This window comes from Agrobacterium larrymoorei, from assembly GCF_005145045.1.
In the GTDB taxonomy this organism is placed as follows: Bacteria; Pseudomonadota; Alphaproteobacteria; order Rhizobiales; family Rhizobiaceae; genus Agrobacterium; species Agrobacterium larrymoorei.
This window is the reverse complement of sequence record NZ_CP039691.1, coordinates 738,206-757,212: the sequence shown is the minus strand read 5'-3', so window position 1 is coordinate 757,212 and position 19,007 is coordinate 738,206. Positions and strand designations below refer to the sequence as shown.

Annotated in this window: 20 protein-coding genes and 1 other RNA gene; 9 read left to right on the top strand and 12 right to left on the bottom strand. The window is 57.4% G+C overall.

Annotated elements, in window-relative coordinates; translation table 11 throughout:
- Positions 1-60: 60 nt before the first annotated feature.
- Positions 61-564 (top strand): pyridoxamine 5'-phosphate oxidase family protein, encoded by a 504-nt coding sequence (locus CFBP5473_RS03475; protein ID WP_027676512.1) that lies wholly within the window; start codon positions 61-63, stop codon positions 562-564.
- A gap of 26 nt (positions 565-590) precedes the next feature.
- On the opposite strand, the gene CFBP5473_RS03470 is transcribed toward CFBP5473_RS03475, so the two are convergent.
- From CFBP5473_RS03470 to ssrS, 7 genes are all read right to left on the bottom strand, one after another.
- Entirely contained in the window at positions 591-1,430 is an 840-nt protein-coding gene (locus CFBP5473_RS03470) for an MBL fold metallo-hydrolase (RefSeq protein WP_027676511.1), read from the bottom strand.
- A gap of 545 nt (positions 1,431-1,975) precedes the next feature.
- Complete coding sequence (locus CFBP5473_RS03465) at positions 1,976-2,800, bottom strand: TIGR00282 family metallophosphoesterase (protein ID WP_027676510.1); 825 nt, start codon at positions 2,798-2,800, stop codon at positions 1,976-1,978.
- Positions 2,800-3,393 carry a 5-formyltetrahydrofolate cyclo-ligase gene (locus tag CFBP5473_RS03460; protein ID WP_037171465.1) on the bottom strand — a complete coding sequence of 198 codons (594 nt, stop codon included), beginning with the start codon at positions 3,391-3,393 and terminating at the stop codon, positions 2,800-2,802. The genes CFBP5473_RS03465 and CFBP5473_RS03460 overlap by 1 nt, the downstream gene beginning before the upstream one ends.
- Positions 3,393-4,655: a hemolysin family protein gene (locus CFBP5473_RS03455; protein WP_027676508.1), complete on the bottom strand. Its 1,263-nt coding sequence runs from the start codon at positions 4,653-4,655 to the stop codon at positions 3,393-3,395. The genes CFBP5473_RS03460 and CFBP5473_RS03455 overlap by 1 nt, the downstream gene beginning before the upstream one ends.
- Positions 4,656-4,953: 298 nt before the next feature.
- Positions 4,954-5,259: a HigA family addiction module antitoxin gene (locus CFBP5473_RS03450; protein WP_027676507.1), complete on the bottom strand. Its 306-nt coding sequence runs from the start codon at positions 5,257-5,259 to the stop codon at positions 4,954-4,956.
- Positions 5,260-5,305: 46 nt separating this feature from the next.
- Positions 5,306-5,584 carry a type II toxin-antitoxin system RelE/ParE family toxin gene (locus CFBP5473_RS03445; RefSeq protein ID WP_027676506.1) on the bottom strand — a complete coding sequence of 93 codons (279 nt, stop codon included), beginning with the start codon at positions 5,582-5,584 and terminating at the stop codon, positions 5,306-5,308.
- Between the two features lie 228 nt (positions 5,585-5,812).
- Positions 5,813-5,970, bottom strand: a non-coding RNA gene (gene ssrS, locus CFBP5473_RS03440) — 6S RNA.
- Positions 5,971-6,102: 132 nt separating this feature from the next.
- Here ssrS and CFBP5473_RS03435 point away from each other — a divergent pair.
- The gene (locus CFBP5473_RS03435) at positions 6,103-6,531 is read left to right on the top strand and encodes a GNAT family N-acetyltransferase (RefSeq protein ID WP_234881777.1); all 429 of its coding nucleotides are present in this window, start codon (positions 6,103-6,105) and stop codon (positions 6,529-6,531) included.
- Positions 6,532-6,568: 37 nt separating this feature from the next.
- Here the strand turns inward: CFBP5473_RS03435 and CFBP5473_RS03430 are convergent, their stop codons facing one another.
- Together CFBP5473_RS03430 and CFBP5473_RS03425 are read right to left on the bottom strand one after the other, a co-directional pair.
- Positions 6,569-6,946, bottom strand: a complete 378-nt coding sequence (locus CFBP5473_RS03430; protein WP_027676504.1) for a cell division protein ZapA — start codon at positions 6,944-6,946, stop codon at positions 6,569-6,571.
- 11 nt (positions 6,947-6,957) lie between these two features.
- Positions 6,958-7,230, bottom strand: a complete 273-nt coding sequence (locus CFBP5473_RS03425; RefSeq protein WP_027676503.1) for a DUF4164 domain-containing protein — start codon at positions 7,228-7,230, stop codon at positions 6,958-6,960.
- Positions 7,231-7,590: 360 nt separating this feature from the next.
- On the opposite strand from CFBP5473_RS03425, the gene tkt reads away from it, so the two are divergent.
- From tkt to CFBP5473_RS03410, 3 genes are all read left to right on the top strand, one after another.
- Positions 7,591-9,573 (top strand): transketolase, encoded by a 1,983-nt coding sequence (tkt, locus tag CFBP5473_RS03420; RefSeq protein WP_027676502.1) that lies wholly within the window; start codon positions 7,591-7,593, stop codon positions 9,571-9,573.
- A gap of 149 nt (positions 9,574-9,722) precedes the next feature.
- Positions 9,723-10,733, top strand: a complete 1,011-nt coding sequence (gap, locus tag CFBP5473_RS03415; protein ID WP_027676501.1) for a type I glyceraldehyde-3-phosphate dehydrogenase — start codon at positions 9,723-9,725, stop codon at positions 10,731-10,733.
- Between the two features lie 113 nt (positions 10,734-10,846).
- The gene (locus CFBP5473_RS03410; RefSeq protein ID WP_027676500.1) at positions 10,847-11,653 is read left to right on the top strand and encodes an MBL fold metallo-hydrolase; all 807 of its coding nucleotides are present in this window, start codon (positions 10,847-10,849) and stop codon (positions 11,651-11,653) included.
- A 125-nt stretch (positions 11,654-11,778) separates the two neighbouring features.
- Here the strand turns inward: CFBP5473_RS03410 and CFBP5473_RS03405 are convergent, their stop codons facing one another.
- Together CFBP5473_RS03405 and CFBP5473_RS03400 are read right to left on the bottom strand one after the other, a co-directional pair.
- Positions 11,779-12,114 carry a HigA family addiction module antitoxin gene (locus CFBP5473_RS03405; protein WP_027676499.1) on the bottom strand — a complete coding sequence of 112 codons (336 nt, stop codon included), beginning with the start codon at positions 12,112-12,114 and terminating at the stop codon, positions 11,779-11,781.
- 9 nt (positions 12,115-12,123) lie between these two features.
- Positions 12,124-12,399 (bottom strand): type II toxin-antitoxin system RelE/ParE family toxin, encoded by a 276-nt coding sequence (locus CFBP5473_RS03400; RefSeq protein ID WP_234881776.1) that lies wholly within the window; start codon positions 12,397-12,399, stop codon positions 12,124-12,126.
- 323 nt (positions 12,400-12,722) lie between these two features.
- On the opposite strand from CFBP5473_RS03400, the gene CFBP5473_RS03395 reads away from it, so the two are divergent.
- The 4 genes from CFBP5473_RS03395 (at position 12,723) to CFBP5473_RS03380 (ending at position 18,326) form a co-directional block, all read left to right on the top strand.
- The gene (locus CFBP5473_RS03395) at positions 12,723-14,597 is read left to right on the top strand and encodes a potassium/proton antiporter (protein WP_027676497.1); all 1,875 of its coding nucleotides are present in this window, start codon (positions 12,723-12,725) and stop codon (positions 14,595-14,597) included.
- A gap of 74 nt (positions 14,598-14,671) precedes the next feature.
- Entirely contained in the window at positions 14,672-15,874 is a 1,203-nt protein-coding gene (locus CFBP5473_RS03390; protein ID WP_027676496.1) for a phosphoglycerate kinase, read from the top strand.
- A gap of 733 nt (positions 15,875-16,607) precedes the next feature.
- The gene (locus CFBP5473_RS03385) at positions 16,608-17,633 is read left to right on the top strand and encodes a class I fructose-bisphosphate aldolase (protein WP_027676495.1); all 1,026 of its coding nucleotides are present in this window, start codon (positions 16,608-16,610) and stop codon (positions 17,631-17,633) included.
- Positions 17,634-17,846: 213 nt separating this feature from the next.
- On the top strand, positions 17,847-18,326 hold the full coding sequence (locus tag CFBP5473_RS03380) for a 2TM domain-containing protein (protein WP_027676494.1): 480 nt from the start codon (positions 17,847-17,849) through the stop codon (positions 18,324-18,326).
- Positions 18,327-18,526: 200 nt separating this feature from the next.
- Here the strand turns inward: CFBP5473_RS03380 and CFBP5473_RS03375 are convergent, their stop codons facing one another.
- Positions 18,527-18,811 carry a hypothetical protein gene (locus tag CFBP5473_RS03375; RefSeq protein WP_027676493.1) on the bottom strand — a complete coding sequence of 95 codons (285 nt, stop codon included), beginning with the start codon at positions 18,809-18,811 and terminating at the stop codon, positions 18,527-18,529.
- Between the last annotated feature and the right edge of the window lie 196 nt (positions 18,812-19,007).

Genomic DNA, 19,007 nt, shown 5'->3' with positions numbered 1-19,007 from the left:
TGCGGCTGTCACAATCGGTGGCGCCCTCTGCAGGAACAGGAACCGGAAGGAGATGATTAAATGGTCAGTCTGACTGAAGCACGCGAAGCCCCTGCCCGTCAGCTTTGGGATGAAATCAATTCCGTCCACGCCGGCATGCTCGGTCTGGAAGGGCTCCACAGCCACATGCAGCCAATGGCTCCTCATGCCGATCCGAAGACGAACACCATCTGGTTCTTTTCCAAGAAGGATTCCGAGCTCGTGCAGTCGCTGAAGTCCGGCTCGCGCGCGCATTTCTGCGTCATCGGCAAGGACCATGATTATCATGCCTGCCTTTCCGGCAAGCTCGAAGTGCGCGATGATAAATCCAAGATCGACGAATATTGGAACTCCGTCACCGCCGCCTGGTACGAACATGGCAAGAGCGACCCGTCGCTGACGATGCTCGCCCTTCATGTGGACGATGCCGATATCTGGGCCTCCACAGACAGCACGTTGAAATTCGGCTGGGAAATCGCCAAGGCCAATATGTCGGATCACAAGACACCGGATGTCGGCGTTCGCCAGCATCTGGCTTTCGCTTAAACCCTTTCCCCGCCAAAACCGCGCCCTCACATGCCTTGCGGAACGAGGATTTGCGGCTGGCGGGGAAGGCTCCTCATGGAAACCCTGATAACAGGATCGCTGGCATAGGCGATCTTGAATTGCGCGCCGAAGGTGACGAGAAACTGCTCCAGCGCACTCGGCTGGTGCATCGGCAAAATAAGTGCAGAACGAAGCCGCTTGACGATACGGCTCATGCTGTCAGCCCCCATCGTCAACCCACCATCGACCGGCACCATCAACACATCCAGCCGCCCGATTTCAGCATATTGCGTTTCCGTCAGCTCATAATGCAGATGCCCTAAGTGACCGATACACAGCCCGGCCACTTCGAAGATGAAGATGGAATTGCCGTCCTTCTGCAACAGCCCGCCGCCGCCCCAGCGGTTGCGTATATCGGATGTGACGTTGCGGATATAAACATCGCCCACCTGCAATTTAAACTCCGCCTTCTCCCCCGGCACATCGCTCCAACCATGCAGCACATGTTTGATCGCGGGATCGGGCGTCAGCGTGTAATGCGTGGAGTGCGCCTTGTTCATCGTCACGACATCGGGCGTCACCGGTGGGCGGTAGACGCCATTGTAATCGGTCGCAATCGTAACGCCTTCAGGCGAAGTGATGAGAAAGGTGGAGTGGCCGATATATTGAATGGCCACCTCTTCCTTCGCAGTCGCCTGCACCTGTCGCACATCCGATGGCTTGAAGCTGGCAAACATCGCCCCGGGAATGGACTGCGCCACCGCCTGGCACTGGCTGACGGGCGCACGGTTGGGAGGCTCCTGAGCGACAACCGAACCGGCGCCGAACAAAATGGCGGACAATGCGAGCACGAGCATGCGATGCATTTCACCACTCCCCTTTTGAGGTGATGCCGCGCAGGATGCGGCAAGGGGAATGGCTCGTCTAGCGCCAAGCGGCGTCGGGCGCTCACATTGTTGTCATTGGGGCGCAACGACTTCCGTCACCCCGCACTCGATGCGGGGTCCAGCGCGATCAAGTCATTGATCGCTAAAAGACTGTTCCTTGGCGCAGACGCGCCAAACTGGATTCCGGCTCAAGGCCACTACTGCTCGGTGGAGATTTATAGACTTGGTATAGAGTATTGATTGTATTCGCTTTTTTGCGCTTTGTACGAATTGGACTCGCCAGTGCAACGCTGGCTGTAAATTCAGCAGTGGCCCTCCCCACTTCCGTCATCCCGGACTTGATCCGGGATCCAGCCAGACCAAGTCTTTGGTCTGAAAAGACTCTTTCGACGCGCAGACGCGCGTCTGCTGGACCCCGCATCAAGTGCGGGGTGACGGGTGAAGGAGCCGTTCTCGCCCCAAACTACCCACTCAGTTTAAACCGGACAGTAGTGACTTAAGGCCGGAATGACGGACGAGGAAGTTCAAACCCAAAAACTAGGAATAGTCTCCGCCAGCCTCGGCCCAATCCGCAACGGCTCGATCTTCTCCGCCAGCCCGGTGCTATCGGAAATCTCTACACCAACGCCGCAAAGCGTCGCAGGCCCGCTGGCCGCCTCAAAGCGCCCCTTCGGCATCTTGGAAATAAACCGGTTGATCGGCTCTTCCTTTTCCATTCCGAGTGAGGAATCGTAATCGCCGCACATACCGGCATCCGACATATAGGCCGTACCGCCATTCAGAATCTGCGCATCCGCCGTCGGCACATGTGTATGCGTGCCCACCACGAAGCTTGCGCGGCCATCCACGAAATGACCGAAGCACTGCTTTTCGCTGGTCGCTTCCGCGTGAAAGTCGAACACGATGGCGTCGGCCTGCTCGCCCAGCGGGCAGGCGGCGAGAATGGTTTCCGCAGAGCTGAAGGGGTCGTCAAGCTCGGGATGCATGAACACCCGGCCCATGATGTTGGCAACGAGAATGCGTGCGCCATTGCGGGCATAGAACAGGCCGGAGCCCTTGCCGGGCGTGCCCTTGGGGTAATTCGCGGGCCGCAAAAACTGGTCGTGGCGCTCGCAGAAGGATACCGCCTCTTTCTGGTCCCACACATGGTTGCCGGTGGTCACGACGTCGGCACCGGCATTGATGGTTTCCAGATAAATCTCTTCGGTGATACCGAAACCGCCTGCGGCGTTCTCGCCATTGACGATGACGAAATCCAGTTTCAGATCGGAGATCAGGCCCGGAAGACGCTCCCAGACCGCCGTGCGACCCGTCTTGCCAACCATGTCTCCGAGAAAAAGTAGTCTCATTACCCCGTCCTGTTACTGAAGCTGCGCAGCCCGCTTTCGGTCAAAACCGCGTCCAGCGCAACATCATGCGCTTCTGCGGGCACTGATGGCACTTCCTGACAGTCGAATGCAATGCCAACAAGAACGGGATTCAGTCCTTTTGCATGAAGTTTTGCAATTGCGCGGTCGTAATGCCCGGCCCCGTAGCCAATCCGGTGCCCTCGGCCATCGAAAGCCGAAAGCGGCACCAGCAGAATTTGCGGATCGAGAACGGCAGCACCTTCATCCGGCCCCGTAGTGCCGAAACCCGTTTTCACCAGCTCCGCGCCGGGAACGAATTCGCGAAACACAATGGTCTCGCGATCCAGAATGACCGGCAGGCAAAGGCGCGCACCCTTGTTCCGCAGCGCTTCCATCAACGGCCTCGTATCCGCCTCGGAGCGGATCGGCATGAAGCCCGACAGCACGGTGCCGGGCGCAAAGGACAATGCATCCGCCCCGGCATCCGCAATAGCAAGGCTCTTCGCAGCCCGCTCTTCAACGGAAAGAGCGTCCCGCAGGGCGAGACGCTCGACACGAAGCTCGGCTTTGGAGGGAGACGACGTCTCGCTCATCAGGCGGCCCGGCTGACCAGAACCTTGTCGATCCGGTGGCCATCGAGATCGATGACTTCGAAGCGCCATCCATTTCGCGTGATGTGCTCGCCCAGTTCCGGCAGGCGGCGGAATTCGTCCAGCACCAGACCGGCAACGGTTTCGAATTCGGCATCCTCATCGATCTGGAAGCCCATGCGGTCGGCAAATTCGTCGGCGGGCATCCATCCTGCAACGAGGAAGCTGCCGTCCTCACGCTCCACTATCGCAGGCTCTTCATCATCCTCTTCCTGGAATGCGCCCGTAATGGCCTCCAGAATATCGCCGGAGCTGATGATGCCTTCGAAATGGCCGTATTCGTCATAGACGAGAACCATGTGAACCGTCGAGCGGCGCAGCGACTGGATCACATCCACCGCACTCGTCAGGTCTGACACGACAGGTACTTCGCGCAGGAGTTCGCGAATATTCAGCTCCTTGCCGGAAGCCAGCGCGTCGAAGGCATCCTTGGCAAAGAGAACGCCGAGAATTTCATCGGATGCGCCATTTCGCACCGGCAGGCGCGAACGCTGCGTGCCGCGAAGCTGCTCGCGGATTTCCTCCGCGCTGTCCTCGATATCCACCACTTCCACATCGCGGCGCGGCGTCATCAAGCCACGGGCATTGCGGTCCGCAAGGCGCATGACGCCGGTGATCATCGCCGATTCCTCGGTCTCGATCACGCCTGCGCTATGCGCTTCGGCTAGAACCGTGCGGATTTCATCATCGGTCACGGATGCGTTGGATTCGCCGCTGTGACCCAGGATCGCCAGCACGATCTTACCCGATTTGTCGAGAAGCCAGACGATGGGCGCGCCGATCTTGGAAAGCAGCACCATCGCGGGAGAAACCCGCGCGGCAATCTTTTCCGGGTCGCGAAGCGCAATCTGCTTGGGAACGAGTTCGCCGACGATCAGCGAGAGATAGGTGATGGCAACGACCACCACACCCACGCCCAGCGCATCGGCCGCACGGTCCGGCACACCCTGTTCCATCAGCCAGCCTGTGAAGCGCGTGCCGAGCGTAGCGCCCGAAAAGGCGCCCGAGAGAATGCCGACCAGCGTAATGCCGATCTGCACAGTGGACAGAAAGCGTCCGGGATTTTCAGAAAGACTGAGCGCCATCGTGGCGCCCTTGCTGCCCTGCGCGGCCAGCACTTTAAGCCTCGCAGGTCTCGAAGAGACGACAGCAAGCTCGGACATGGCAAGCACACCATTCAATACGGTGAGCAGGACCACGATCATAATTTCAGTAAACAAGTTTAGCTCTTTGGGCTGTTGAACGGCACGTCGCGGTGATAACCGCATTCACCTCAAATACAGGCGGAACGGACATACCAACACGGATAATAAGGAATTGTTCCGCCAATGCAATGAGAGGTAGCTCAAAAAAGACGCAAGGTTATTGAGATGGAAACCGAGTGGGTTTTCGACCTTCAGGACGCGTCACTTTAGTATCTCAAAAGCGATGGCAAATTTCGTTTGTGCATACCCATAAAAAAAGCCGCCCTGCGGGGGGCGGCTCATCTTTGGTCGTTTTTACTCAGGCAAATTTTAAAGTCGGGACATTTTCTAAATCAACAGTGTGTTCCGCTTGCCAGGCATCGTGTGCAGCCTGCATCCGAAGCCAGACGGCTGCGCCATCTCCGAACAGCTTGCCCAGCCTTGCCGCAACGTTTGGCGACACGGGCTTCTTTTCATTGACGATGTCATAAAGCTGCTGCCGGGAAATCCCCAGCATATTTGCTATTTCTACCTTGGTCTTACCCGTATCCGGGATCATGTCATTGAGTAATGCGCCCGGATGAGATGGGCACCTTTTCAAGGGCCTGACTACCTCATAAGCCATTCTCGTCTCCTATCTAAGAACCTGCACTCTAGAGTGTTCGTTTATGTTAGTGGTATTGCTCGAAATCCACGTTGTACACATCGCCATCTTCGATTTCGAATGTGATGCACCATGGTCCGTTGACGTGGATCGTATATCGGGTGGGCTTAAATCCCTTGAGGGAGTGAAAATCATAGCCCGGAAGATTTAACTCGCTGATCGAGGCGACTTGCTCAAGGCGGTCTAGCCGAACAATAATGCGAGCGTGCATTTTCTTATCGATCTTTGCAGTCGCACCCTCATAGAAAAGCTCGTATAAACCTTGGTGCTTAAATGTTTTGATCAAATTCCCGTCTCCTAAAATTACCGAGCTCCAACCTTTCTCCTTGTTTTCATTGATTGCGAATGTAAGCTTTTCGCTTACGTCAGTCAATAGCAGCGTAAGCTTTTTGCCGACAATAAAAAAGCCGCCAGCAAGGGCGGCCTCATAGCAATAATCGACTTGCGCCAACGACCGATGATGTAAAAGTAGGTGCTAAAAGGAACCGAATATCCGGAAAACACTAGAAGAAAAGTGCGTCCACGACGACCGATGGAGGTTTACGATCCTGGGTGCCTACAAATGTAGGTGGGCACCGTGTGTCCAGCCCCACGGGACTGGCCAGGGACAGCTCCCTTTGGATCGAGTATGGCCCCAGGGATTGTGGTTCCTGTCGAGAAGCGCAGAACGCACGTCATATATATGCCGGATCGTGACGTTCCGAAAGGGGGAGCGCAAGGAAACTTGCATCGACCTGTGGTTACGATACGATAAAATTGACATTAGAATAACTTTCCAGCGAGCAGCTTTAGAAAGAATCTATATTGGCGATATCAATCGAAATCGAAGAAATGCCAGATGAGGCCACCCAAAAGCTAATTGATCAGGGGCTGGATGAATACAATTTCGGCAAAGCTGGACCGGACAACTCTCAGGACTTATGGGTGATCGCGAGGTCTCCATCAGGTGTGGCTCAAGGCGGGATAAAAGCTAAAACCTTTTATTCATGGATGTTTGTTGATTGGCTTTGGGTTTCCAGTTCAATCCGAGGAACACGGACGGGCAGTATCCTCATGGATAAGGCTGAAGCAGCCGCGCGCGAGCGAGGGTGCATAGGCGCTTACGTCGATACGTTCACTTTTCAGGCCCCCGGGTTTTATCAATCCAGAGGTTATGAAGAATTTGGCCGGATCGATGGGTTGCCTCCGGGTCACGCCTGCATTTGGGTTCGCAAGGTTTTTACAGACGCCTAACACCTTGCAGAACGAATGCTTTTCCCAGTACGCAACATCAGTTCACCGCGGGCTTCGGCCTTGCCACCAGCTTTTCCGTAATTCCGTTCAGCCGCATCGCAAGGTCTGAAATGGCGTGCACGATCTGCTCGTCTGCCTTTGCCTTGCTTTCGGCCATGCCGTCGCTGTTCTGCTGAAGGCCTGCCACCTGCTTTTCGAGGTTCTCGATCTTGCGTGACATTTCCGAAAGCTCGTCGGTGATCATGATGCCAGCCATGACGGTAAGTCGCAGGTCGCCGATTTCGCCGAACTGGCTCTTGAGGTGCCCGACATATTGATCGAAACGGTTGGCAAGGTCGGTCAGATGCGCTTCCTGCCCCGCTTCGCAGGCCATGCGATACGCCTTGCCATCGATCATGACGGTGACTTGAGCCATACTCTTTTCCTTTACCGGTCCAGCACGGCGCGGATGGTTTCCATCGCCGTCACGAGACGCCGCGAGACTTCGCGATTGACCTCTTCCAGACGATTGGCGCGAAACTGCGACTGGTCCAGTTCCTGCGCAAGCCGCGCACGGTCCACATGCACGCGCTTGACCTCGTTCTCGACTTCGCCGTTTTCGCGCTGGCGTTCCAGACGCATGTCGAGAGCGTTTTCAAGGCTGGTTATTGCGGAGCCTAGCTCCGACAGCGCAACATGTATGGTCTTTTCCGCCGTCATCGTTTCTTCCAAACCGCAAGAGCCAAGCCGAATCGTTGCCTCTTGACGTCAATCAAGGCTGATGCACGATATTACCCGTTTTGCGCCCGCGTCAATCAAACCAATACATTCAAGCACTTTGCGCTGTGGATGAATGCGACTTGGCAACGGCGCTTTCTAAATTCTTTGCCTGAATATGGCCACAGCTTGGTCTGAAGAATAAATAATGGACATATGCTCATGCGAAACGATTTTTGTTTGAGATCGAACTGCAATGCGGGCCGGATTTGTTGACAGAACCGCCCTACCTGCTATGGATCAACCCGCTTTTTGGATAGTTAGAAGACTATCTCTTAATCACCCGGAACAGACGGAAAAGCCATGATTTCTCGCGACAAACACGACCGGATGGCCAATGCAATCCGATTTCTTGCCATGGATGCTGTGGAGAAGGCCAATTCCGGCCACCCAGGCCTGCCAATGGGCGCGGCGGATGTCGCTACGGTCCTCTTTACCAAGTACCTGAAGTTCGATCCGAAGGCCCCGCTGTGGCCAGACCGCGATCGCTTCGTGCTGTCTGCCGGTCACGGCTCCATGCTGCTCTACTCGCTCCTCTATCTCACCGGATATGAGGACATGACGATCGACGAGATCAAGCGTTTCCGCCAGCTCGGCTCCAAGACTGCCGGTCACCCGGAATATGGTCACGCCACCGGCATCGAAACCACCACGGGACCTCTCGGCCAGGGCATTGCCAATGCCGTCGGCATGGCCATTGCCGAGCGCAAGCTGGAAGAAGAATTCGGCTCCGATCTTCAGAGCCATTTCACCTACGCACTGTGCGGCGACGGCTGCCTGATGGAAGGCATCAGCCACGAAGCTATTGCGCTTGCTGGCCACCTGAAGCTCAACAAGCTCGTTCTCTTCTGGGACAACAACAACATCACCATCGACGGTACGGTCGACCTGTCCGATTCCACGGATCAGATCGCCCGCTTCAAGGCGGTGAAGTGGAACACCATCGAGATCGACGGTCACGACCCGGAAGCAATTTCCAACGCCATCGAGCAGGCGCACCAGTCCGACCGCCCAACCTTCATCGCCTGCAAGACCACCATCGGTTTCGGCGCGCCGAACAAGCAGGGCACGCACAAGGTTCACGGCAACCCGCTCGGCGCTGAAGAAATCGCCGCAACGCGCAAGCACCTGAACTGGGAAGCTGAACCTTTCGTCATTCCAGAAGATGTTCTGGATGCATGGCGTCTGGCCGGTCTTCGCTCCACCAAGACCCGTCAGGAGTGGGAAGCCCGCCTGGAAGGCACGGAAGGCGAGAAGAAGGCCGAGTTCAAGCGCCGCTTTGCTGGCGATCTGCCCGGCAATTTCGACAGCTCCATCGATGCATTCAAGAAGAAGGTCGCTGCGAACAACCCGACGGTTGCCACCCGCAAGGCTTCCGAAGACACGCTCGAAGTCATCAACGGCATCCTGCCGGAAACGCTCGGCGGCTCTGCCGACCTGACGCCGTCGAACAACACCAAGACCAGCCAGATGAAGGAAATCACGCCTTCTGATTTCTCCGGTCGCTACATGCATTACGGCATTCGCGAACACGGCATGGCAGCAGCCATGAACGGCATCGCGCTGCACGGCGGTCTGATCCCTTACTCCGGCGGCTTCCTCATCTTCTCGGATTATTGCCGTCCGTCCATCCGCCTTGCCGCACTCATGGGCATCCGCGTCGTCCACGTTCTGACGCACGATTCCATCGGCGTCGGTGAGGACGGCCCGACCCACCAGCCGGTGGAACATGTCGCCGCGCTGCGCGCTATTCCGAACCTTCTGGTCTTCCGCCCTGCGGATGAAACGGAAACTGCGGAATCTTGGCAGATCGCCCTGCATGAAAAGCACCGCCCGACGGCGCTTGCACTGACCCGCCAGAACCTCACGCCTGCCCGCAAGGAATATGAGGAAAAGAACCTCGTTTCCTACGGGGCTTACGAACTGGTTTCGGCAAGCGATGCCAAGGTCTCGATCTTCGCTTCCGGCTCGGAAGTGGAGCTTGCGCTGAAGGCTGCCGCCGACCTCAAGGTCAAGGGCATCTCCACCCGCGTCGTGTCCGTTCCCTGCTTCGAACTCTTCAAGGAGCAGCCGGAAACCTACCGCAAGGCCATCATCGGCAATTCGCCGGTCAAGATTGCGGTTGAAGCGGCCATCCGTCAGGGTTGGGATTACTTCATCGGCAATGACGGCGCTTTCGTCGGCATGCAGTCCTTCGGTGCCTCCGCACCGGCCAAGGATCTCTTCCAGCATTTCGGCATCACCGCGGAAGCCGTGGTTGCCGCTGCCGAAGCAAAGCTGGGCTGATGGCATGCCTGGGTCGGCGGAAGCGCCCTGCTTCCGCAACCCGTGCCTGACTGAAATTGGAAAGGCGGGACCGGTCGTCACGATCTCCCGCCAACCAGATGCACTCACCATTCCGCAAAAAAATCAAATTATTGATCGGGAGACTGTAAATGACTGTAAAAGTTGCCATCAACGGCTTTGGCCGCATCGGCCGTAACGTCCTTCGCGCCATCGTGGAATCCGGCCGCACCGACATCGAAGTCGTTGCCATCAACGATCTGGGCCCGGTCGAGACCAACGCGCATCTGCTGCGTTACGACTCGATCCATGGCAAGTTTCCGGCAGACGTGAAGGTCGAAGGCGACACCATCACCATTTCTGGCGGCAAGCCGATCAAGGTAACCGCTGTTCGCGACCCGGCACAGCTGCCGCACAAGGAACTCGGCGTCGATATCGCTCTCGAGTGCACCGGCATTTTCGTGGCCCGTGACAAGGCTGCCGCTCACCTCGAAGCTGGCGCAAAGCGCGTCATCGTTTCGGCTCCTGCCGATGGCGCTGACCTGACGGTCGTTTTCGGCGTCAACCACGACCAGCTGACGAAGGATCACCTCGTCATCTCCAACGCCTCCTGCACCACCAACTGCCTGGTGCCGGTCGTCAAGGTTCTGGATGATCTCGTCGGCATCGACCACGGCTTCATGACCACGATCCACTCCTATACTGGCGACCAGCCGACGCTGGACACCATGCACAAGGACCTGTACCGCGCCCGCGCCGCAGCCCTGTCCATGATCCCGACCTCGACCGGCGCCGCAAAGGCCGTCGGCCTCGTTCTGCCGCACCTCAAGGGCAAGCTGGACGGCACGTCCATCCGCGTTCCGACCCCGAACGTCTCCGTCGTCGACTTCAAGTTCGTTGCCAAGAAGGCCACTTCGGTTGCCGAAATCAACGAAGCCATCAAGGCCGCATCCAACGGCGCACTGAAGGGCGTCCTCGGCTACACCGACGAGCCGCTGGTCAGCCGTGACTTCAACCACGACAGCCACTCCTCGATCTTCGCGACCGACCAGACCAAGGTCATGGAAGGCAACTTCGTTCGCGTACTGTCCTGGTACGACAACGAATGGGGCTTCTCCAACCGCATGTCGGATACGGCAGTGGCTTTCGCAAAGACCATCTAAGGCGCTATTTAAGCAGAACAAAATCAAAACCGGCGGGAGCGATCCCGCCGGTTTTCGTTTGCATGCCAGCGCGCCACCCAATAGCCTCTTCAAAAAATGAATTGGACAGTGCGATGACGATCTGGATTTGCAATGAATGTGGCGCTCATTATGAAACGCCCGGCGCGTCACCCTCGTCCTGTCTGATCTGCGAGGATGATCGTCAGTTCGTGCCGCTCAGCGGCCAGAAATGGCTGAGGCAAGATGATCTGTCGAACCACGCCAATGACTGGCGCGAGATGGAGCCGGACCTCGTCGGCATCGGCATCACGCCCGGCTTTGCCATAGGCCAGCGCGCACTTCTTGTCCGCACGCCGCAGGGCAATGTCCTGTGGGATTGCGTGCCTTTATTGGACCGGCAAACGAAAGATCGCATTCAGTCGCTCGGCGGTCTGACCGCAATCGCAATCTCCCACCCGCACTTCTACACCGGCATGGCAGATTGGAGCGAAGCTTTCGGCAACGCCCCAATATACATCTCAGCGCTGGACAGGGATTTCGTCACGAGGCAAAGCCCGAATATCCGTTACGTCGAGGAGGACGTGGTGGAACTCCTCCCCGGCCTCAACCTCCACCGCCTCGGCGGTCACTTCCCCGGCAGCAGCGTTCTGGAATGGAAGGCAGGCGCTGAAGGCCGCGGCGCGCTTTTGACCGGCGACACGATTCAGGCCACCGCAGGCAACGTCCACGCCTCCTTCATGTACTCCTTCCCCAACCTCCTGCCCCTCCCCGCGCGCGAAGTGGAACGCATAGCAAACCGCATCGAACACCTCACCTTCGACCGCCTCTACGCAGGCTGGCACGAGAGAGTTATCTCAAAGAACGCGAAGTCTGTCGTGCTTTCTTCAGCTAAGCAATATGTCGAACGTCTCGTTCTCTAATTGGTAGCCCGGATCAGGCAAGCGCGCGTCAGATAAGCCGCGCGTCAAAGCAATCGCCGCTTGCGAATATACGAAAGATGGCTGCGACGTCGGCCTGTTAGCGGTTACCGTAACAAGACAGAATATTATGAGGCAGGCACCGCCTCCTGATCGAACGGCTTGCCATCAAATCGTGCAACATGAATGTCGCCTTCCCGCTTCCGTGCTTGTGCGATATCGAAGCTGTTCTGCATTCTCATAAGTGTATCCATCGATACGCCGAACGCTTTTTCGATACGCAATGCCATCTCGGGTGAGAGATGCGAACGTTCGTTCAGGAGCGCGGACAATGCTGCCCGCGTGACACCAAGAAGCTGCGCTGCGCGGGTGACAGACAATCCGAGCGCTTCGATGATCTCGGACTTGATGAAGCCGCCGGGATGAGCGGGATTTTTTAAGCGGATGCCCTGCACCGTACTCATAGCAAACTCCTAATGGTAATCTTCGTAGTCCAGGTCGATGATTTCGATTTCGGTTTGATCGATCCGAAATGTCATGCGCCAGTTTTTTGTTACGGACAGGCTCCAGGTACCTTTGCGATCTCCAGTCAACTGATGAGCCTTCCAGCTTGGAACGGTGCGCAATTCGTCTTCCCGTTCCATATCCTGAAGAAAAGAAACGATACGGATGAGTTTCGGCACCACCGTCGCCTGAAGGCCACTCGCATCATCGTGTTCGATTAACCGACGCAGGCCTTTATGGATCACATTTCGAATTCTCATGAGCTACGGTATCAAACCATCCGAAAAGCGTCAAGCTACACTATACACCTCCTTAAGCCTCCTGTCGCTCCTTAATCCTGCTCATCACTTTTCCTTTATCCCACCTTGCTCTGGTCCTTTTTGGCCGGGAAAACGGTCGGAGGGATTCGGTCGTATACGCAGTACATCGTGCCCTGCCGTCCCGTTCGATACACCTCGCCTGCCTGCCCTGCGCGCAAATGTTGCTCGCCTTGGCCGTCCAAACGTGGCTCATTGACTCGCGACGTGCAGAGTATGCCGAGCAAGCGACCTTCATAAAGGACGTGCGCTTGGAATCGTTTTACCTGTTACTGCTGGTCGCAACCGTCCTCGTTCTCGTCGCGGCCTTTTCCAGCCTGATTGCCTATCGCTTCGGCGCGCCTCTTCTGCTGCTGTTTCTCATGATTGGCCTTGCGGCGGGCACGGATGGGCTGGGTATTCAGTTCACCAACAATCCGCTGGCCTATATGCTGGGGTCGCTGGTGCTGGCCGTCATCCTCTTCGATTCCGGCTTCAGCACGCCGTTGCAGACGTTTCGGTTGTCGGCCAAGCCAGCGATTACGCTTGCCACCGTCGGCGTCATCCTGACGGCGGTGTTTTTCGCCGGTGCGGCGGCGCTGCTTCTCGGGCTCTCATGGCTGGAAGGCCTGCTGCTCGGCTCCATCGTTGCCTCCACCGATGCTGCCGCCGTCTTCTTCCTGCTGCGCATCGGCGGCATTCATATCCGTGATCAGGTGCGCTCCACACTGGAAGTCGAATCCGGCACCAATGATCCGATGGCGATCTTCCTCACCATCGCGCTGGTGGAAGTTGTCGCCAAAGGCAGAGGACTGGCCGGTTTCGACAGCAGCTTCATCCTCATGTTTCTCGAAGAGCTGGGCCTTGGCCTGATCTTCGGCGTGCTGGGCGGGTTGATGATCGTCAACATCGTCAACCGCTTCACGCTGGATCGCGGGCTCGCACCCATCCTCGTGCTGGCACTGGCGATGCTGGTCTTTTCCTTCACCGGCGCGCTGCATGGCAGCGGCTTTCTGGCGGTCTATGTCGCGGGCATCGTCGCGGGCAATCGCAAGATTTTCGCCAAGGGTGCCATCCGCCGCTTTCATGAAGGCATGACTTGGCTGGCGCAGATCATCATGTTCCTCATGCTCGGCCTGCTTGCCACGCCCTCGCAATTTCCGGCCATCATCGTGCCTGCCATCCTCCTGGCGCTGTTCCTCATCTTCATTGCCCGTCCGCTTGCGGTCTGGCTCAGCCTCATGCCGTTCAACTATACCCAGCAGGAAACCAGCTTCGTCGCCTGGGTGGGCCTTCGCGGCGCGGTTTCCATTCTTCTTGCCATTCTGCCAGCGCTTGGCGGGCTGAATAATGCAGAAATCTACTTCAACGCCGCCTTCATCATCGTGCTGGTCTCGCTTCTCCTGCAGGGCTGGACGATCAAGCCCGTCGCCACGCGCCTCGGCCTCATCGTGCCGCCGCGCATGGGCGAGGTGGATAAGCTGGAGGTCGATCTGCCCGGCACCGCCAATCACGAACTGATCTCCTACCGCGTGGCGAAGGGCAGCGCCATTTTGCAGGGCGAGCGTATCCCGCGCTGGGCCATGCCGTCGCTGGTCGTGCGGGATGGCAAGTCCATCCGTTATCAATATGCAGGCAGGCTGCGGGAAAACGATCTCGTCTATCTCTTCGTCATTCCCAGCAATTCAAGGCTACTGGATCGGCTGTTTGCCAGTGCAAAACCGGTCACGACGGATGATGAGGATATTTTCGGCACCTTTGCCATCGCGCCCCAACGCCCGGCCAGGGAACTCGATCTGTCCTACGGCCCCGGCCTTCTCACCCCGCAGGAGCAGAGCCTGACGGTTGCCGAACTGATCGAGGCCCGCCTCGGCGGCAAGCCGGAATATGCGGATCGCGTGCGCCTCGGCTCGCTCATCCTCATCGTGCGCGATCTGGATGAGAACCATGCCATTGCCAGCGTCGGCATTTCGCTGGAGCCGGTCGAGCCCGCCACCAGCCTGCCGATCTTCATCAGCCTGAAGGAAATCATCCAGCGCACGCGCCAGCATTTTTCAGAAAAGCGCCGCATTCGTCGTCAAGCTTCATCCGGTAGCGCGATACCTGTCGAGCCAAAAGACGAAAACGTCAGGGAAAATCACTCCTAATCGGCTTGCACCGTCTTTCAGGCATAGTATGGTCGCGCGCGAAGATATTGTCTTAACAAATTCAGGATCGACATATGCCCGCCTTCAAGACCCTTGATCACCTCACCGACATTTCCGGAAAACGCGTTCTGGTGCGCGTGGATCTCAATGTGCCGGTTGCTGACGGCAAGGTCACGGACAAGACCCGCATCGAGCGCGTTGCGCCGACGATCCTCGAGCTTTCGCAGAAGGGCGCAAAGGTCATTCTGCTCGCCCATTTCGGTCGCCCGAAGGGTGAGCCGGTTGCCGACATGTCCCTGTCCCTCATCAATTCCGCCGTGGCAGAGGTTCTGGGCAACACCGTTCATTTCTCCTCGAACGCCGTTGGCGAAGCAGCCGCAGAGGCCGTTGCGAAATTGAACAATGGCGACATCCTGCTTCTGGAAAACACCCGCTTCCATAAGGGTGAGGAAAAGAACGACGCCGATTTCGTCGCCGAACTGGCAAAGAATGGCGATATCTACGTCAACGATGCCTTCTCCGCCGCGCACCGCGCGCATGCATCCACCGAAGGTCTCGCCCGCCACCTGCCCGCTTATGCCGGTCGCACCATGCAGGCGGAACTGGAAGCGCTGGAAAAGGGTCTCGGCGCACCCGCCCGCCCGGTCGTTGCCATCGTCGGCGGCGCGAAGGTTTCCTCCAAGATCGACCTGCTGATGAACCTCGTCAAGAAGGTCGATGCGCTCGTCATCGGCGGCGGCATGGCCAACACCTTCCTCGCCGCGCGCGGCACCAATGTCGGCAAGTCGCTCTGCGAGCATGATCTTGCCGAAACCGCAAAGCAGATCATGATCGAAGCCGCCACCGCTGGCTGCGCCATCGTTCTGCCGGAAGACGGCGTCGTCGCGCGCGAATTCAAGGCCAATGCCGAAAACGAAGTCGTCGATATCAACGCCATCCCCGAAGACGCCATGGTGCTGGATGTCGGCCCGAAATCGGTCGAAGCCATCAAGGGCTGGATTTCCCGCGCTGAAACGCTGGTCTGGAACGGCCCGCTCGGCGCCTTCGAAATCGAACCCTTCGACAAGGCCACCGTCGCTGCCGCCCAGCATGCCGCCGAGTGCACGAAGTCCGGCAAACTCGTTTCCGTGGCTGGCGGCGGAGACACGGTCGCCGCCCTCAACCACGCAGGCGTCGCCGAAGACTTCACCTACATCTCCACCGCTGGCGGTGCATTCCTGGAATGGATGGAAGGCAAGGTCCTGCCGGGCGTGGCGATCCTCAACGAGCAGAAGTAAACAGGGAACAGAATTGCGATGGGAGAGGCAACTGCATGCGTTGCTCTCCTCCGTCACCCCGGACTTGATCCGGGGTCCAGTCAGCCCAAGTCCTTGGGCTGAAAGAGTGCCTCAAGCCTTGCAGACGCAAAGCCGCTGGATTCCGGCTCAGGATCACGGCTGTCCGGTTTAGATTTTTGAGCCCTTCATGCAAAGCCGGAGACCTGAGGAGAAACGGCAATCCACTCTCGACCGTCATCCTCGGCCTTGTGCCGAGGATCTACCAACGTCAACAAAATCAATCGGTTCCAAATCCTCGGGTCAAGCCTACTACTATCCGGTTTAAACTGAGTGGGTGGTTTGAGGTCGGTACAGTTCCCCCGCCCGTCACCACGCACTTGATGCGGGGTCCAGCAGACGCGCGTCTGCGCGTCGAAAGAGTCTTTCAGACCAAAGACTTGGTCTGGCTGGATCCCGGATCAAGTCCGGGATGACGGAGGTAGGTTTTGCGATACTCATCTGCCCCCCGGACACCAGCGTCTCAGGTCAGGGATAACGCTGATAAGAAATTGCCGCGTTGCGGGAACCTTTCCTTTTCCGCAACGTCTTCCCTCTCAGCAATTTAAATGCTTTAAAATCACTCAAAACTTTCAAACGATTGAACGCTCTTCAATCGTTTCAACAAGTTAGCCTGCCATTTTCCTACCCTTTTTAGCGCCTGTTATTCGAAATTCCAAAGTCTTGGGAGAATGAAATGACTGAACGTCTTGAAGATATTGCATTGAAGATGATGACCGATGGCAAGGGGCTGCTGGCTGCGGATGAGTCCACGGGCACTATCAAGAAGCGGTTCGACAGCATTGGCCTGGAATCCACTGAAACGACCAGACGCGATTATCGTGAGATGCTGTTTCGCACCGAAGATGCCATGACGAAGTGCATTTCCGGTGTCATTCTTTACGAAGAGACGCTGTTTCAGAAGGCTGCCGATGGCACGCCATTCGTGGATATCATCAAGGCCGCCGGCGCGCTTCCCGGCATCAAGGTGGATACCGGGGCAAAGCCGCAGGCTTTCTTTCCGGGCGAAACAGTGACCGAAGGGCTCGATGGTCTGGCAGACCGCCTCAAGACATATTACGAGGCCGGTGCCCGCTTCGCCAAGTGGCGCGGCGTCATCAATATCGGCGATGGCCTGCCCACATGGGGCTCGATAAAGGCCGATGCGCAGGCGCTGGCTCGCTATGCCGCACTGTGTCAGCAGGCCGGTATCGTGCCGATTGTCGAGCCGGAAGTGCTGATGGATGGCCAGCCCGGCACCCATAATATCGACCGCTGCGCAGAAGTGACCGAATGGGTGCTGCGCACCGTCTTCACCGATCTTTACGATGCCCGCGTCAACCTCGAAGGCATGATCCTCAAGCCGAACATGGTCATCGATGGCAAGAATGCCCGCAAGGCCTCGGTCGAGGAAGTGGCCGAAAAAACGGTCAAGGTGCTGAAGGCAACCGTGCCATCCGCCGTCCCCGGCATCGCCTTCCTGTCCGGCGGCCAGTCTGCCGAGGAAGCCACCGCACACCTCTCAGCCATCAATGCCGGTTATGACCTGCCATGGGCGGTTACCTTCTCCTATGGCCGCGCGCTGCAGGATAACGCATTGAAGGCATGGAACGGCAAGGCGGAAAATGTCGCCGCAGGCCAGCGCGCCTTCCGCCACCGCGCCGAGATGAATTCGCTCGCAGCATTGGGCAACTGGAAACAGGAACTCGAAAAGGCTGCGTAAAACCAAATACGCACTGGCGAAAAGCCGTCCCACCGGGGCGGCTTTTTTCGTTGCGAGGCTTTCCAGTCTCTTCAAAATAAAAATGCGCTGGCGCAATATGCGTGCGGCATGCCGCCGTCACCAACCTGACAGTTTCCCGACAGTCGGGGAAATGACGTGGCGTCCGGGCGTGGATCGGATGAGTGTCGGCCCGTCGAACCTTGGAGAAACGCAATGCTGATACAGAAACTCAGACTTCAACGTGGCTGGTCGCAGGAGCAACTCGCCACCGTTAGCGGTCTCAGCGTGCGGACGATCCAGCGCATTGAACATGGCCAGTCGGCAAGCCTGGAAACATTGAGCGCGCTTGCATCCGTCTTCGAGGTCGACGTGTCGCAACTGACCGAACCAAAGGAGAAAGACATGCCAGCCGCACCGCTCAATCACACCGAAGCCGAAGAGGCAATCGCCTTCGCCCGCGTTCGCCGCATCCGCAAATTTTATGTCCACATCGCGCAATATGCCATCGTCATAACTGCGCTCGTCATCATCAACCTTGTCAGCAGTCCCCATTATTTCTGGGCTGTCTGGCCAGCGTTGGGCTGGGGAGTCGCGCTGGTGCTGGACGGCCTGACCGCATTCGACATGGTGCCCTTCCTCAATGCGGATTGGGAAAAGAAGAAGGTCGAAACCTATCTCGGTCGTAAGCTCTAAGCAGGCCGCGAACCGCAATACCCCAAAGACGGCATTTACGCCCTTCGAGAGCACCCGCCATGCCCGTTAAAACATGTCGTGTTTAACCGCACTCAATGAACGATAACGCACACGCGGAAAAATAAGAAACTAAAGCAGGTTACGGTGAATCCCATTCACTGCCACCTGCTTTAGACGTCGCGCCTTGACGCCGTTTGCCCTTATAGCCTTTTGCTCCGGTTCAGCTCCTCCACACGCTCCACCTCCTTTTCCAGCGCCAGCATCGTTTCGGTCACCCTTTCCCTCGGTGTCTTTTGCGGCGGCAAAATCGTACAGGGCTGGGTTTCCGGTGGTGGTGCTGGGTTACGGTGCCGGGTGTGGTGCAGATGGATCATGTAAAGGATCGCCACCACAATGCCGGGCATGTAGATGAGGGCCACTTTCACACTGTCAGACATGACGCGGAATGTTTGCAGAAGATCAGCCAGCAAGCTGTAATTGTCCATCTCGTTTCTCCACTGGCGATGCCCACCGGCGCAGCGCGGCGATCATCATTTATCGAAACGGAATAATGACCACCGGAGGAAACGAACCTCTGGTGGCCGGGGAGTTAGAAAGCCGCCAACAAACGACCACCCTGACCTTTAGGCTTGCGCCTTGGACATGCGTCAAGGTCTCCCCAGCCATAAAAGTAGGCAGAGG

Excerpts from the sequence above, each read along its gene's own strand:
- CFBP5473_RS03380 (WP_027676494.1), top strand. The coding sequence starts at position 17,847 with ATGCTGATACAGAAACTCAGACTTCAACGTGGCTGGTCGCAGGAGCAA.
- CFBP5473_RS03405 (WP_027676499.1), bottom strand. The coding sequence starts at position 12,114 with ATGAGTACGGTGCAGGGCATCCGCTTAAAAAATCCCGCTCATCCCGGC.
- CFBP5473_RS03455 (WP_027676508.1), bottom strand. The coding sequence starts at position 4,655 with ATGATCGTGGTCCTGCTCACCGTATTGAATGGTGTGCTTGCCATGTCC.
- CFBP5473_RS03390 (WP_027676496.1), top strand. The coding sequence starts at position 14,672 with ATGCCCGCCTTCAAGACCCTTGATCACCTCACCGACATTTCCGGAAAA.
- CFBP5473_RS03475 (WP_027676512.1), top strand. The coding sequence starts at position 61 with ATGGTCAGTCTGACTGAAGCACGCGAAGCCCCTGCCCGTCAGCTTTGG.
- CFBP5473_RS03410 (WP_027676500.1), top strand. The coding sequence starts at position 10,847 with ATGACGATCTGGATTTGCAATGAATGTGGCGCTCATTATGAAACGCCC.
- tkt (WP_027676502.1), top strand. The coding sequence starts at position 7,591 with ATGATTTCTCGCGACAAACACGACCGGATGGCCAATGCAATCCGATTT.
- CFBP5473_RS03430 (WP_027676504.1), bottom strand. The coding sequence starts at position 6,946 with ATGGCTCAAGTCACCGTCATGATCGATGGCAAGGCGTATCGCATGGCC.
- gap (WP_027676501.1), top strand. The coding sequence starts at position 9,723 with ATGACTGTAAAAGTTGCCATCAACGGCTTTGGCCGCATCGGCCGTAAC.
- CFBP5473_RS03460 (WP_037171465.1), bottom strand. The coding sequence starts at position 3,393 with ATGAGCGAGACGTCGTCTCCCTCCAAAGCCGAGCTTCGTGTCGAGCGT.
- CFBP5473_RS03465 (WP_027676510.1), bottom strand. The coding sequence starts at position 2,800 with ATGAGACTACTTTTTCTCGGAGACATGGTTGGCAAGACGGGTCGCACG.
- CFBP5473_RS03450 (WP_027676507.1), bottom strand. The coding sequence starts at position 5,259 with ATGGCTTATGAGGTAGTCAGGCCCTTGAAAAGGTGCCCATCTCATCCG.
- CFBP5473_RS03425 (WP_027676503.1), bottom strand. The coding sequence starts at position 7,230 with ATGACGGCGGAAAAGACCATACATGTTGCGCTGTCGGAGCTAGGCTCC.
- CFBP5473_RS03470 (WP_027676511.1), bottom strand. The coding sequence starts at position 1,430 with ATGCATCGCATGCTCGTGCTCGCATTGTCCGCCATTTTGTTCGGCGCC.
- CFBP5473_RS03385 (WP_027676495.1), top strand. The coding sequence starts at position 16,608 with ATGACTGAACGTCTTGAAGATATTGCATTGAAGATGATGACCGATGGC.
- CFBP5473_RS03375 (WP_027676493.1), bottom strand. The coding sequence starts at position 18,811 with ATGGACAATTACAGCTTGCTGGCTGATCTTCTGCAAACATTCCGCGTC.